Consider the following 13,805-nt stretch of genomic DNA (forward strand, 5'->3'; position numbering starts at 1 on the left):
GGCTGAGCCTGCGACGTCTTCGGAGTCGGCGGACGACGAACTGCAGGCGGTGAGTCCGAGAAGCGCCAGCGCCGTGCCCGCTGCGGCAATTTTCCGCAGAGTTGTTGCCATCAAGAGTTCCAATCGCTCAAATGGGTAACGGTGTACGTTAGGTAAGGCTTACCATATGATGCCTACCCTTAGCCACCGGGGGTCGGGTGGTCCGGTCCACCGCGGCATGATGGGGAAATGCAAACGTCCCAGCCAGGCCAACATCGCCTCCCGTTGACGAAGGATGCCATTGTTGACGCCTCGCTTCGCGTGGTGGAGTCCGAGGGGATTGCATCCTTGTCGATGCGTCGGGTGGCCGATGAGTTGGGTGTTGCCCCGATGTCTTTGTACCGGCATGTGGGCGATCGCCGGGATCTGTTGATCGCAATGCTCGATGTGGTGGCGCTGGCGATCGAGCGGCCTGGCAGTGGCGAGCCGAGGGCTGAATTGCGTGAGATTCTGGCCGGGCTGCACAGCGCCTTTCAGCGCCATGACTGGGTGGTGCAGCTACTCACCGTGGACGGGCTGGCCAGTGTTCACATCATGCCGTTGATGAACCAGATCTTCGATGCCTTGGCCCGCTCCGGGTTGCAGCCCGAGGCGGCCCTGAAGGCGTGGCAGTTGCTGTTCGAGTACCTGATCGGTGAGTCGATGATGACCCATACCCGGGGCACCACCCAGGCGCAAGAGGTCTTTCGGGCGACCGATCCGGACGAGCTGCCTGCGCTTGCCCCGCTGAAGAGTTTCAAAGGCCGACGCAAGGTGCAGGACGATTTCGAGGCCAATCTCGATCTGCTGTTGGACGCCCTGCTGCCCTGATTCCCGCGTCGGCGAGCTCCGCCGTGCCCTTTTGTTAACAAACGCGTTGCTTATGTGTACGCTGTTACCCCAAGGGAAGGCCGAAGGCAGAACGAAGGATTTGTTCTTCCCAGATCAACGCAGGGTTGAGACGCGGCGCGCCGAGCATGCGAGTGAGGCACGCGCGGCTCATCCGACGAGAATGAGGGAAAGTGATGACAACGATTGGTGATGCTCAGGCCCTGGCTCCGCCGGAGGCCGCTGAGGATCTCCGCTCTCCCGCGAGCGACCGCGACCCCCGTCAGGCGCTCTTGGCAATCATCGCCCCGGTGCGAGGCCGGCTGATCGCATCCGTGCTACTCGGCGCGTTGGGTGCCGGTCTACGGGTGGCGGCTCTGGTGCTATCCGGGCTGTTGGTAAAGGACCTCATCGCAGGAACAACCGCGGGCGCGGTCACCGGATGGGTTGCAGGCGTGATTGCCGCCATGATCGGATCGGCGGCAGGCACCGCGCTGGGCAGTGTCGTCTCACATCAGGCGGCCTTCGACCACGAGTCGATGATGCGCCGCGCCATCACCGCCCATCTGGGGAAACTGCCGCTGGGAACCGTCCAGAACATCGGTGCCGGTGGGGTGAAGAAGATCGTCCAAGGTGATGTGCGAGGCATGCACGCGGCGATCGCAGACTCGCCGTCCATGATCGGTGCAGGCTTTGGTGGACTTGCCTTCTCCCTGATCGCCATCGGCGTGATCGAATGGCGGTTGCTGCTGGTCGTGCTGCTCATCTTGCCGATCCTCGTCGTCGTCATGTCGCTGTCGATGAAGGACTACCGTCAGGAGAGCGAGGCCTACAACAAGGCGCTGGAGGCAATTGATGCGTCCAGCGTCGAGTATGTGCAGGGCATGCAAGAGGTTCGTACCTTCGACGGCGGATCCGAGTCATTCACGCGCTACGCCGAGCGCGTCCGTTCGTTCACAGTGAGACTGAATGCCTGGAATGACCGGACGAAGGCCGCATCAACCGCGAGCAACTTGCTCATCGCGCCGATGCCGGTGACCGTACTGGTGGCGGCCGGCGGCTACCTGATGGCCGCACTCGGCTGGATTGATCCGATGACCGTGGTCATTGTGCTGCTGCTCGCCGCGATGCCGGTCGACTCCTTCCAGCCGCTGATGTTCATGACCGATTACGTCAACAAGTCGTTGGCGGCTGCGGTACGCATCAGTGAAGTTCTGGAACTACCAGAGCTTCCCGAACCCGAGGCCGCGCGGCGTCCGAAGAACGGAGGCATCCGCTTCGATCACGTCACCTTTTCTTACGTCAGTGATCGCGAGCCCGCCCTGGTCGATATCTCCATCGACATTCCCAGCGGATCCACCTGCGCCCTGGTGGGATCGTCCGGATCGGGCAAATCGACTGTGGCAAGGCTGGTGCCGCGCTTCTTCGATGTCGACTCGGGCACGGTCAGCGTCGGTGGTGTGGACGTTCGGCAGATCGCGTCCGAGGACCTGCTTCGTCACATCGCGTTGGTCTTTCAAGACCCATTCCTGCTGCACGCGAGCATTCGGGAGAACCTCACATTGGGGGTTCCCGACGCCACCGATGAACAAATCGAGCAAGCTTGCCGAGCGGCCCAAATCCACGATGAGATCACGGCGCTACCCAAGGGGTATGCCACGATGGTCGACGAGCGTGGCACGAGCCTTTCGGGTGGCCAGCGCCAGCGGGTCACCATCGCACGTGCCTTGCTGTCGGACGCCCAGATCGTGATCTTGGACGAAGCGACGGCCTTCGCCGATCCCGAGAATGAGGCCGCCATCCAGGATGCAATCGCCGAGTTGACCAGGGGACGAACGGTCATCATCGTGGCCCACCGGTTGAGCACCATCGTGGACGCCGACCAGATCGTGGTACTCGACCACGGCCGCATCGCCGAGACCGGAACGCATCGGCAACTGGTCACGGCCTCCGGACGCTACGCGATGCTGTGGGAACGTCATCTGGCCGCTCAAGGCTGGGGATTGCGGCGGGCCCGGACGATGAAGGAGCAGCAAGCATGAGACGCATCATCGAACTCATGGGCACCGCGGCCGGCCCGTTCCGGCCTCAGTGGAGCCGCACCGTCCGCATGACGATCGTCGGCGCGCTGCTCAACGGCGCCGCACTGATCGTGCTGCTGCCTTTCGTGGTGGCGCTGTTGAATCAGGACAATCAACGTGCGGGCGTTCTGCTGGCAGTGCTCGCGGCCCTGCTCGTCCTGGAGAGCTTTGCCAGGCGCGGCGAGCTGGGCTTCGCCTACGACTACTTCGGCGACGTGATGCAGGACATGCGGTTGCGGATAGGCGAGCAACTGCGCAAGATCCCGGCCGAGGAACTGGCCAGACACCGATCCGGCGGTGTGACGACGGTGCTCAACCAAGACGTGACGACGGCGATGATGTCGACCAGCACCGTCGCGTCCAGCTTCGTGCGGCTGGTGGTGATTCCGATCGGGTTCATCGCCGCCTTGGTGGTGATCGACTGGCGGTTGATCTTCGGAGCCCTGATCGGCGCCGCAATCACGGCGTTCGCGCTCGTCAAACAGAACTCGGTGATTGGATCCAGCCAGCGCGTCGTGGGCGCGGCCGATGCGGAGACGGCGAACCGGATCGTCGAATATGTTCAAGGACTGCCGGTGCTCAAGGCAGCGGGGCAGATCGGTGAGCGCTCGGAGCGGCTGGTCGACGCGATGGCGAATCAGGGCAAAGCGCTTCGTGCCTCGATAGATGAGGTGACGTTCTCGCTCACCGGCGCCGCCGTTGGTGCGAACCTTGCGGTGGCCGGCGTGGTGGCGGTCGGTGCATCTCTGGTTCTCGGTGCCCAGCTGACCCCGGTGTCCGCGGCGGCCGTGGTGGTGGCGGCAGCTGGATTGGCTGAACCGATCGCCAGGGCGGCCTCGCTGACAGCGGTCTTCGAAGCCGCCGAGGCGGCGATGGAGCGCATCGACGAGGTCTTGCAGATCAAGCCGCTGTCGGTGCCCGATCAGCAGGCATCGATCACCGGCCACGATGTCGAGTTCGAGAACCTCACCTTCAGCTATCGGGGATCCGATGTACCGGCCTTGAGCGAGATCGATCTGAAGCTTCGTGCAGGCTCGCTGACGGCATTTGTCGGGCCATCCGGCGGTGGAAAGACCACCATGACGCGGATGATCATGCGGTTCGCCGACCCGCAGACAGGACGTGTGCTGATAGGTGGCACCGACATCCGCGATGTCGAAGAACGCGAGCTGATGCGTCAGATTGCGGTCGTCTTCCAAGATGTGCACCTGTTCGACGCGACCATTCTGGAGAACGTGGCGATGGCCAATCCGGCCGCGTCCGAGCAGGAGGTACTGGACGCCTTGGAGCTGGCCAACTGCGGCGATCTGATCGCCCGGCTTCCGAACGGGGTTCATACCCGGGTGGGGGAGATCGGCAACCAGCTGTCGGGAGGCGAACGGCAGCGGGTCGCGATCGCACGGGCGCTGTTGAAGGACGCACCGATCGTGCTGCTGGACGAACCGACCTCGGCACTCGACACCGAATCGGAGGTCATGGTGCAAGAGGCCATCGACCGGCTGGTGAAGGACAAGACCGTCGTCGTCATCGCGCACCGGCTGTCGACGGTGGTCGCGGCCGATCAGATCGTCGTCCTCGAGGAGGGGCACATCACCGAAGTAGGCGACCACGAATCGCTGCTGGTTGCAGGCGGACGCTACGCCGCGATGTGGCAGGCTCAGACCCGGGCGCGGGGATGGACGCTCGCAAAGTGACCGGGGCAGACGATGCACTGTTGACCGATGGCGTGCCGGCCGACGCGGGAGCCCAGGCGCCGGCGGGAGGCGTGCGTCCGCAAGGCATGCGACCGCAGGTGAAGGCCGTCACCGTGGTGGTCTTCTTGGTTTACATGTCGCAGATGATGCTGAGCCCGGTGCTGTCGCCGCTCGCCCGCGAATTGGGGTTGGCGGAGTGGCAGCTCGGGCTGACCATCAGCGTGGCGGCAATCATGGTGGTGCTCACCAGCCAGTCGTGGGGACGCCACGCTCAGTCGCATGGCGCGAGAAGAGTGCTCGGTCAGGCGGTGGCCTTGGCGGGCACGGCGATGGTGGCATTCGTGGCCACGGCGTGGGCCGGGACGACAGGGTTGTTGGGCACTGGACTGGTCTTCGTGCTGGTTCTCGCGATACGCGGGCTGGCTTTCGGTGCTTCGATGGCGGCAGTGGCGCCCACCGCGCAGACCTACATTGCCAAGGTCACCGGCACCGAGCACGAACGGGTCAAGGGTATGGCCGGGCTGGGCGCCGCGCAGGGCATGGCGATGGTCTTCGGGGCCGGGCTCGGCGGGGCGTTGGCGGCCTTTGGATTGTTGGTGTCGCTCGCCTTCGTCCCGGTGTTGTTGGTGATCGGCCTGGTCGTCGTATCGAGACTTCGACCCGAGCCGGTGGGCGTCGCGGTTGAGAAGGCGCCATGGGTGAGTCCGCGTGACCCGCGTGTCTGGCCGTTTCTGGTGGCCGGCTTCGGCATGTTCACTTCGCTCGGCTTCATTCAGGTCATCACCGGGTTCATGGTGCAGGATCGCTTCGGTCTGGGTGCGGAGGCAACGGGGCTCGCGACCGGCGGCACGCTGCTCGCCGCCGGAATCGGGCAGATCGTGGCGCAGGCGCTGATCGTGCCGCGCTCGGGCTGGGCTCCGTTCAAGCTCTTGCGGATCGGGAGTGCTGTCGCGTTGGTGGGCTTCGTGATGCTGATCCCGAACGCGGGTGCGGTCGTCTTCGTGACGTCGATCTTCGTGATCGGATTCGGGCTGGGCATAGCGACCCCGGGATATACCGCAGGTCCGTCCTTGCTGATGAAACGCCGGGAGCAAGGTGGCCTGGCGGGGACGCTCGGCATGAACAATGGGCTCACCTTCGTGCTGGCTCCCACCATTGGCACCGTCACCTATGGCATCGGTCATGTGCTGCCGGTGGTCATCGGGGCGGTCGTCATGGGCTTGGTGGTGTGCTTCGTCTGGATGCATCCGGCGGTGCGGCAGCGTCCGGAGGCCGAATCGTTGCCGCTGCCTGATGCGGTCTAGCTAGTAGACTGGGCAGACGCGCCCGGACGGGCGCTGCCAGCCTGCATCCGCTGCTGGTATGCACGCTCAGAAAGCACACTTCATGGCGATTCCATCATTCGTTGACCGCGCTCGGCTCACTGTCAGCGCCGGCAATGGGGGCCATGGATGCGCGTCGGTGCACCGCGAGAAGTTCAAGCCGCTCGGTGGCCCCGATGGTGGCAACGGCGGCAGCGGCGGATCGGTGATCTTGCGCGCGGACCCCGGCCTGACGACTCTGGTCGACTACCACCGGCAGTCGGTGCGCAAGGCACAGAACGGCCAGCCCGGCATGGGCGCGCACCGAAACGGCGCCAGCGGTGAAGACATCATATTGGCGGTGCCGCAGGGCACCATCGTCACCGATGAGCGCACTGGACGCGTGCTGGCCGATCTCGGCGAGGTGGACGAGGTAGTCGTCGCGTCCGGCGGCAAGGGTGGCCTCGGCAATGCCGCGCTCGCATCGGCTGCCCGCAAGGCCCCGGGCTTCGCGCTGCTGGGAGAAGACGGCGATGAGCGCATCATCGATCTCGAACTCAAGGTGCTGGCCGACATCGGCCTGGTCGGCTATCCGAGCGCCGGCAAGTCAAGCCTGATCGCGGCGATCTCGGCAGCCAAGCCCAAGATCGCCGACTACCCCTTCACCACGTTGATCCCGAACCTGGGCGTCGTGGTGGCCGGCGAGACCACGTTCACCGTCGCTGATGTGCCCGGTCTCATCGAGGGCGCCAGCGAGGGACGCGGTCTCGGCCACGATTTTCTTCGTCACATCGAGCGCTGCCAGGCCATCGTCCATGTCATCGACTGCGCCACCTGGGAGCCAGGACGCGAGCCGCTCGCGGACCTGCGCATCATCGAGAACGAACTCGCCGAACACGGCGGTCTCGAGGACCGGCCGCGGCTGGTGGCGTTGAACAAGATCGACGTGCCCGACGCCCGCGACATGGCCGAGATCGTCGCTCCTGACATTGAGGCCGCCGGTTACCAGGTCTTCCCGATCTCCACGATGACCGGCGAGGGACTCACCAAACTGACCTTCGCGATGGCCGAGATCGTCCGCGAGCGTCGCGCCGTGATCGCGGCGGCTCCAGCACGGCGGATCGTGATCCATCCCGAGCCGGTGGCCTCGAAGGGGCCCGAGTTCACCATCAAGCGGCAAGGTGACGGGGAGGGCGGATTCGTCTGGCGAGTGAAGGGCAACAAGCCCGAACGCTGGGTTCGGCAGACCGACTTCGGTAATGCCGAGGCCGTTGGTTACCTCGCCGACCGGCTGAATCGACTGGGTGTCGAGGACGGGCTGCTGGCCATGGGTGCCGAGCCGGGCGATGCCGTGGCGATCGGCGTCGGAGAGCATCCGGTTGTCTTCGATTTCGCTCCGCAACTCGATACCGGTGCAGAACTGCTCTCGCGCCGCGGCGAGGACCAACGACTCGACGAGGTGCGTCCGTCGGTGCAGCGACGCCGCGAGCTGGACGCCGCCTACCATGCTGCGCGCGACGAGTTGATGGGTGACGACCGGGAGGCCGACTGGCGCGAGCTTCACGGCAAGGTGCTTGCCGATGAACTCTCCCATGACTTCGATGAGGACGGCGAGCGGTAGTGGTGAGCCCTGATTTTGATGGCGTGCTGACCGAGGACGAGGTCCGTCAGCAGGTGGCCACCGGGCGCCGACTGGTGATCAAGATCGGTTCCTCCTCGTTGAGCAGTGCCTCCCACGGCATTGCCGAGGAGCGGATTGCCGCTTTGGTGAGCGCCTTGGCCGATGCCCACGACGACGGCCATGACATCGTTCTGGTCAGCTCCGGAGCGATTGCCGCAGGGCTTGCTCCACTCGGATTGCGCAGGCGCCCGCGGGATCTGGCACACCAACAGGCTGCTGCTGCCGTCGGCCAGGGCTTGCTGGTGCAGCGCTACACCGAGCTGTTCCGGGAGCGCGAGATCTTGGTGGGTCAGGTGCTGCTGACCGTGCAGGACGTCACCCGGCAGTCAAGCTACGCGAACGCACTACGCACCTTGGGTACGTTGCTGCGCATGGGCGTGATGCCTGTCATCAACGAGAACGACACGGTCGCCACCCACGAGATTCATTTCGGTGACAATGATCGGCTGGCCGCGCTTGTCGCGCAGATGGTGCGTGCCGACGCATTGCTGCTGCTCAGCGACGTGGATTCGTTGTTCACCGCGCATCCGGACGAGCCCGGCTCGGAGCCGATCGGCTTTGTCTCCGATGTCGAGGAACTCACCGTTGACACTCATCGGATCGGCTCGAATATCGGCTCAGGGGGCATGACAACCAAGCTCCAAGCGGCGCAGATCGCGACCGGCGCGGGCATTCCGGTGGTCTTGGGGCGGGCGTCCCAGGTGGGGGAGATTCTCAACGGGGCAGCGGTGGGCACGGCATTCTCACCGATCGACAAGCGGCGCCCGCGCAGGCTCCTGTGGCTGGCACACGCCTCGGTCGCACGGGGTGCGCTCTATATGGACGCAGGAGCGGTGCATGCGGTCATCGGGTCGAATGCCTCGCTGTTGGCGGCAGGTATCACCCGGGTGACAGGCAACTTCACCGCCGGAGACCCGGTCGACCTGGTAACCCCGTCCGGCATCCCGGTGGCCCGCGGCCTGGTGAACTTCGACTCGGACGAACTGCCTGCCATGCTCGGACGCCGGACGTTCGACCTTGCGGCCGACCTGGGAGCGCAATACCAGCGTGAGATTGTGCACCGCGATTCATTGATCTTGCTGACCCATGTCGCCGATTCGTGAGAAGACCAGGAGTGGCATCAGCGCCCGAGTGTTTCAGCCGAGCATCCGGCTCGTCACGGTGTAGCCGGGGAACAGCTGTCGGGGTCGGCGGCTCTTGCCTGCAGCAGTTGAGGACTACTGGTTGACTGGCCGCCCAGGAGAGCCGCAAGGTGGCCGATGGGCAGCTCGTGGGGCGTGGCATCCAGCTGAAGCCGGCCATCGGCGATGTGCAGCACCCGGGTGCAGGCACGGGCGATGAACTCCAGATCATGGGTGACGACGAAGACCAGGTTCCCGGCCGCGGCCACCTTCTTGACCAGGGTGGCGACCTGATCCATGCCGGTCAGATCGAGCCCGCTGGTGGGTTCGTCGAAGGTGAGAATCTGTTTGCCGGCCGCGATGCAGGAGGTCACCGCGAGCCGCTGCTTTTGGCCCCCTGACAGGGTTGCCGGATGTCGTTCGGCGAGATCGGCGAGCCCCAGGTCGGCAAGCAGCCGGATGGCCAGATCTGGCTCGCTCTGGTCGAGCCCGAAGGTGACCTCGGCGAGCACGCTGTCGGCGAAGAGCTGATAGTTCACATCCTGAAAGACCATGGCCGACACCTTGAGCCGGTTCTTGCGGGTGAGCGGCTGGTCACCCCACCTCAAGGTGCCGCCGCCGTTCTTGTGCAATCCACTGATCAGGCGCGTGAGCGTGGTCTTGCCCGCGCCGTTCAATCCGGTGACGGCGATCACCTCGCCCGAGCGGGCGGCGAAGTCGATGCCGGTGAGCACGTCGTTGCCGCGATAGGACGCGGTCAGGGATTCGGCTTCCAGATAGTATCCGGACGCCGAAGCTGCGTCGTCCTCGTGGGATTGGCCACCACTGCCGAGAAGAGATCGTTCCACCGGGAGCAGCGGGCGATACCGGTCTTCCGTCGACCAGGCCACCTCATCGAGGTCGGTGCATCGCAACCCCATAGCGGCCCGCTCGCCCGCATCGAGAGCCCAGAACTCATCGCGGGTGAAGACCTGGCCGATCCGGCCATCGCGCAGCCAGACCACCGTGTCAACGCAGTCGCTGAGCCAATACAGCCGGTGTTCGGCGACCAGGGTGGACGCCCCTTCGGCCTTCGCCAGCCGCACATACTCGGCAAGGTGATCTGTCGCTCGAGCGTCCAGATTGCTGGTCGGCTCGTCAAGCACATAGTTGCCGGGCATCGCCGCATAGGCGGACGCGAAGGCCACCCGTTGGCGCTCGCCTCCCGACAAGGAGAAGATGCTGCGGTCGGCCAAGGACGCCAGCTCGAGCGCGGACATCACTTCGCTGGTGCGTGACCGCAGCCGTTGCCCGGGCCAAGCCAGGCATTCCATGGCGAACGCGACTTCACCTGCCACATCGGTATTGAAGAACTGGGTGCGCGGATTCTGAAAGACCGACCCGATCAGCCGGGCTCGCTCCCAGGATTCCAATTCGGCGAGGTCTCGGCCATCAACGAGTATCCGGCCACTCATCTGGCCGGGGATGAAGTCGGGGGCCAGCCCGTTCGCCAGTTTCGCGATCGTGGTCTTCCCCGAACCGGACGCTCCGCAGAACAGCACGCATTCGCCCGCCGCGACCTCGAAATCGATCTCGGATACCCCTGATTCGGCGCCGCCACTGTCGTAACTGAAACTGACATTCTCGAAACGGATCATCGGGCTGCTCCGGTCACGATCATCACGGCGAGCAAGCAGGCGCCCAAGGCCAGCGTGAGGGCGTCCACGCCGGTGAAGCGTAGTGGCACCAGGCTGGTGTGCCGGGCAGGGTTCTCGATACCCCGGGCGATGGACGCCATCGACAGTTCATCGGCGGTCGTGCTGGCGGACATCAACATGGGCACATAGACGCACTCGACCGTTCTCGCCGGGGTGCGCAGCAGCCCGAGCGGGGTTGGCGAGAGACCACGCATTCGCATGGCGTCCGAGATGAAATGCCAGTCCTCGCGCACCATCGGCAGATATCGCATCATCACGGCCAGCGGGATGGACAGCGTCCGGGGCACCCGCAGCTTGGTGAGCGCGGCCATGAATTCGCCGGTGCGCGTGGTCGAGACCACCCCGCCGGCCAGCAGGGCGCACGGGAAGACCTTGCGGACGAGCATGAAGAAGGCCATCACCATCGTGGTCAGGGCGTTCGCGGTTGTCGAGGCGAGTGCGAGCATTCCGGCGATGACAAGCCCATAGGCTGTGGTCATCAGGAGTGCGTAGCGCCATCGGCCCCATGAGATCGTGATAATCGCGGAGAACCCCATGACCAATGCCTCGCACTGCCAGGTAGGAGCGACGATCGTCGCGAGCACCACTACCAGCAGCGTCGCCAGCTTCGTCCTGGGGTCGACATACGTGCGGCGAGGCTGCTTCCTGGTCAGTGCGCTCACGCGGTGGCGCCGGCTTTCTCGAACTGCTTGCGCAGGAGCTTCTGCCCCAACAATGCGCTGATCAGCCCGCAGACCAGGATGGCGATGATCATCGCCGGCAGCACCCAGACCGTTCCGGTGGCGGACATGGTCTCCATATACGCCGGGTCGGTGCCCTTGCCGGTCAGATAGGCGGCGTAGCTGGCCGGGCTGATCCACAACATCAGATAGGAGCCCATCGGGTTCAGCGAGAAGACGAGGAAGCTCACGATATTCAGCGTTCGGTTACTGAATTTGCCGGCTCCGGCGATGAGGTCTGCCAGTATCGCGGCCACGACATAGGCGATCGACCACAGCCAGAACATGCCCGTCACGAACATCAAGATGCCCATCACGGCTCCGAGGATGATGATCGGACCGTGCTTGGGCACCTTCGCGATGAGCAGCAGATAGATGGGCCCGGTGACCAATGCGACCGTTGCGGGCATGGCGAAGGTCAGTACAGGGCTGATCGCGATCATTCCGCCGGCCATCGTGAAGACGAAGAAGATGGCGATGAAGATGCCGGTGGTAATCAGGTCGCGGGCCGATAGCCCCTTCTTTGCATCGGACGCCCGGGTCGTCCTGGTGTTTTCGCGGACTTGCTCACGCATGCTCATTCCCTTTTCGGCAAGCAGATGGTTCCCGGCCGGGGCAAGCTTAGGCAACCCTTACCTTCGTGGAATATAGTGTTCGGCAGGGCGTGGTTGGTCTGGCGTATAGGGAAAGCGTCCGATCGGCTCAAGACTGCGTCCGATCGTGGTATCTGATTCGGCACGATGCGACTGGGTGAGAGGTTACAGACGGTGCGACACCTGGTGAGCGGCATCCATCAGCCGAGTGTTGCCAGCTTCGGTTTCCGCCAGATCTCTCCGCCGCTCGGTTTCGGTGAAACCTGGATGTCGTATGAGGTGCCGGAAGAAGTCGGTGCCGGGAACTACCATCTCTATTCGCCCACCGGGCAGTGGTCGATCGCCATTCACGATTTCACCCTGGCGCGGGATTCGCCACTGAGTTTCACGCTGCCCGATTACGTGAGCGTGACCTGGTATGAGTCGATCGCCGGTGAACAATACGATCCGCCACGAGTGTTGCGCTCCGATCACGTCGCCGGCTACTGCTCGCGTCCGACCGGCTGGCATGCCCTGGTACGAGGCCAAGTGCCGATCAGAAGTGTCGGGGTCGAGGTCACTCCCGAGTATTCGCACCGCTATCTGGACGCGGAATACGGGGGACAGTTCAGCGGTGTCGCCGATGCTTTCGAGTCGCTGAATACCGATGGCAGCAACTGGCCGCAGCTGCGGGCGAAGCTCATGCGGCTGTGGCCCAAGGCGGGAGAGTCGCCGAGGAGTTGTCTGTGGTACGAAGGGACGGTCCTTCAGGTGCTGGGACTGTTGGTTGAGCGGACCAGGAGACTGCCCGACGTCCGAGCGTCCAGAACCAGCGCGGACGATCAGCGCCGCATTCATTCGGTGATGGCCCATATCGATCGGCACCACGCAGAGGCGCTTGCCTTGGGCGAACTAGCCAATCTGGCATGCATGGGCCAGACCAAATTCAAGGAGAGCTTCCGTGCCGTGGCGGGTGTCAGCGCCATCGGCTACCTGCATCGCTGCCGCATCCGTCGCGCCAAAGAACTCCTACGTCGCGATGATCTGACCATCGCCCATGTTGCTTCCGCCGTCGGCTATGCATCTCCCGGACGATTCGCCGAGCTGTTCCGCCGGGAAACCGGTCTGCGGCCCAGCCAGTACCGCGTCTCCATGCGTTGAGGCAGCTTCAAGGGCAGCGGCGGGTTGGAGATGAGGCGGTTCGTCCGGAAAGGCGAGCTTGAGGAAGTGCGTCGCTCGTCCGGCCTCGCGGCCGACCCGGGTGCCCAGTATGAGCGGGAGATCGTCCACCGGGATTCGTTGATCCTGCTCGATCACGTCGCGGATTCGTGAGTGGGCTTATCAATAAGTGAGAAGCTCAGCCGGGCATCCGATTCGCTCGTACGTTGTGAATGCCCTGCGATCGAGGGTAATCAGCGTGCCTCCAGCGAGCCGTACTGATTCCGCGATGATCGCGTCATAAACGGCTCCGCCAGCGATACCGAGTGCCGGTAGCCGCGTTGTTACGAGACTGCGCAGTTGCAGCGGGCTGAGGCACAACGGTACGTCTGGAAACGCAAGCTCAAGGAACTCTGCTGCCAATTCTTTGCGGACACGATGTGGGCCTGGCAACCGCGTCAACACGCTGTAGCTCTCGACGAGTGAGTGCCCGGCGATTTGTGGCTGCAAGGAAAGCGCTGCGCGCGCGGTGTGATGTGCGTCGTGCCAGCGGGCGAATGCAGCAACGACAACGCCTGTATCCAGCGCTTTCATCGGCGCAGATGCTCCAATACGCCCCGCACTGTATCGACGGTGAGCGGCTCGATCGGCTCATCTGGTATAGCGACAGGAATGCCGTCGGGTGTTTCCAAGTGCATGCCGACGCCGGATACGTCGATGCTGATGCGTCCGTCGAGCATGGCGATGTCGACGAATTGTCCCGGCTTCAACTCAAGGGCGTCGCGTAGTTCCTTTGGTATGACAATCCGCCCGCCGGAATCGATGGTTGTGCGCATGGGGCCAGATTACCATCTGACTCTGTCGCGCGGGCGCGATGGCAACGTGCTGTCGGAGCCAGTAGGCCGGCGACCTTGCAGCAGCGCAGGAACGCGGAA

At 64.2% G+C, this 13,805-nt stretch carries 13 protein-coding genes; 8 read left to right on the forward strand and 5 right to left on the reverse strand.

The genetic code is table 11. The annotated features are described in order from the left end of the window. Positions 1–228: 228 nt before the first annotated feature. From AAFP05_RS06050 to proB, 6 genes are all read left to right on the forward strand, one after another. On the forward strand, positions 229–849 hold the full coding sequence (locus AAFP05_RS06050) for a helix-turn-helix domain-containing protein (protein WP_341728953.1): 621 nt from the start codon (positions 229–231) through the stop codon (positions 847–849). Positions 850–1,043: 194 nt separating this feature from the next. Then, entirely contained in the window at positions 1,044–2,888 is a 1,845-nt protein-coding gene (locus tag AAFP05_RS06055) for an ABC transporter ATP-binding protein (RefSeq protein ID WP_341728954.1), read from the forward strand. Next, positions 2,885–4,621, forward strand: coding sequence for an ABC transporter ATP-binding protein (locus tag AAFP05_RS06060; protein WP_341728955.1), 1,737 nt, complete (start codon positions 2,885–2,887; stop codon positions 4,619–4,621). Before AAFP05_RS06055 ends, AAFP05_RS06060 begins: the two co-directional genes overlap by 4 nt. Further along, positions 4,603–5,925, forward strand: a complete 1,323-nt coding sequence (locus AAFP05_RS06065) for an MFS transporter (protein WP_341728956.1) — start codon at positions 4,603–4,605, stop codon at positions 5,923–5,925. The genes AAFP05_RS06060 and AAFP05_RS06065 overlap by 19 nt, the downstream gene beginning before the upstream one ends. An 82-nt stretch (positions 5,926–6,007) precedes the next feature. Continuing rightward, complete coding sequence (gene obgE / locus AAFP05_RS06070; protein ID WP_341728957.1) at positions 6,008–7,543, forward strand: GTPase ObgE; 1,536 nt, start codon at positions 6,008–6,010, stop codon at positions 7,541–7,543. 26 nt (positions 7,544–7,569) lie between these two features. Next, entirely contained in the window at positions 7,570–8,706 is a 1,137-nt protein-coding gene (proB, locus tag AAFP05_RS06075) for a glutamate 5-kinase (RefSeq protein WP_341728987.1), read from the forward strand. A 53-nt stretch (positions 8,707–8,759) separates the two neighbouring features. On the opposite strand, the gene AAFP05_RS06080 is transcribed toward proB, so the two are convergent. From AAFP05_RS06080 to AAFP05_RS06090, 3 genes are read right to left on the reverse strand one after another with little or no spacing between them, the layout of a single operon-like run. Further along, positions 8,760–10,361 (reverse strand): ABC transporter ATP-binding protein, encoded by a 1,602-nt coding sequence (locus tag AAFP05_RS06080; RefSeq protein ID WP_341728958.1) that lies wholly within the window; start codon positions 10,359–10,361, stop codon positions 8,760–8,762. Beyond that, the gene (locus AAFP05_RS06085; protein WP_341728959.1) at positions 10,358–11,083 is read right to left on the reverse strand and encodes an energy-coupling factor transporter transmembrane component T; all 726 of its coding nucleotides are present in this window, start codon (positions 11,081–11,083) and stop codon (positions 10,358–10,360) included. Before AAFP05_RS06085 ends, AAFP05_RS06080 begins: the two co-directional genes overlap by 4 nt. After that, positions 11,080–11,715 carry an MptD family putative ECF transporter S component gene (locus AAFP05_RS06090; protein WP_341728960.1) on the reverse strand — a complete coding sequence of 212 codons (636 nt, stop codon included), beginning with the start codon at positions 11,713–11,715 and terminating at the stop codon, positions 11,080–11,082. The genes AAFP05_RS06085 and AAFP05_RS06090 overlap by 4 nt, the downstream gene beginning before the upstream one ends. Before the next feature lie 192 nt (positions 11,716–11,907). Here AAFP05_RS06090 and AAFP05_RS06095 point away from each other — a divergent pair, with 192 nt between their 5' ends. Together AAFP05_RS06095 and AAFP05_RS06100 are read left to right on the forward strand one after the other, a co-directional pair. Then, positions 11,908–12,873 carry an AraC family transcriptional regulator gene (locus tag AAFP05_RS06095; protein ID WP_341728961.1) on the forward strand — a complete coding sequence of 322 codons (966 nt, stop codon included), beginning with the start codon at positions 11,908–11,910 and terminating at the stop codon, positions 12,871–12,873. A 30-nt stretch (positions 12,874–12,903) separates the two neighbouring features. Further along, a complete protein-coding gene (locus AAFP05_RS06100; protein ID WP_341728962.1) occupies positions 12,904–13,044 on the forward strand; it encodes a hypothetical protein in 141 nt (46 codons plus the stop codon). A gap of 9 nt (positions 13,045–13,053) precedes the next feature. Here AAFP05_RS06100 and AAFP05_RS06105 read toward each other — a convergent pair whose 3' ends face one another. Next, positions 13,054–13,464 carry a PIN domain-containing protein gene (locus tag AAFP05_RS06105; RefSeq protein ID WP_341728963.1) on the reverse strand — a complete coding sequence of 137 codons (411 nt, stop codon included), beginning with the start codon at positions 13,462–13,464 and terminating at the stop codon, positions 13,054–13,056. After that, a complete protein-coding gene (locus AAFP05_RS06110; protein WP_341728964.1) occupies positions 13,461–13,706 on the reverse strand; it encodes an AbrB/MazE/SpoVT family DNA-binding domain-containing protein in 246 nt (81 codons plus the stop codon). Before AAFP05_RS06110 ends, AAFP05_RS06105 begins: the two co-directional genes overlap by 4 nt. Positions 13,707–13,805 lie beyond the last annotated feature (99 nt).

It is taken from the genome of Brooklawnia sp., from assembly GCF_032229645.1.
In the GTDB taxonomy this organism is placed as follows: domain Bacteria; phylum Actinomycetota; class Actinomycetes; order Propionibacteriales; family Propionibacteriaceae; genus Brooklawnia.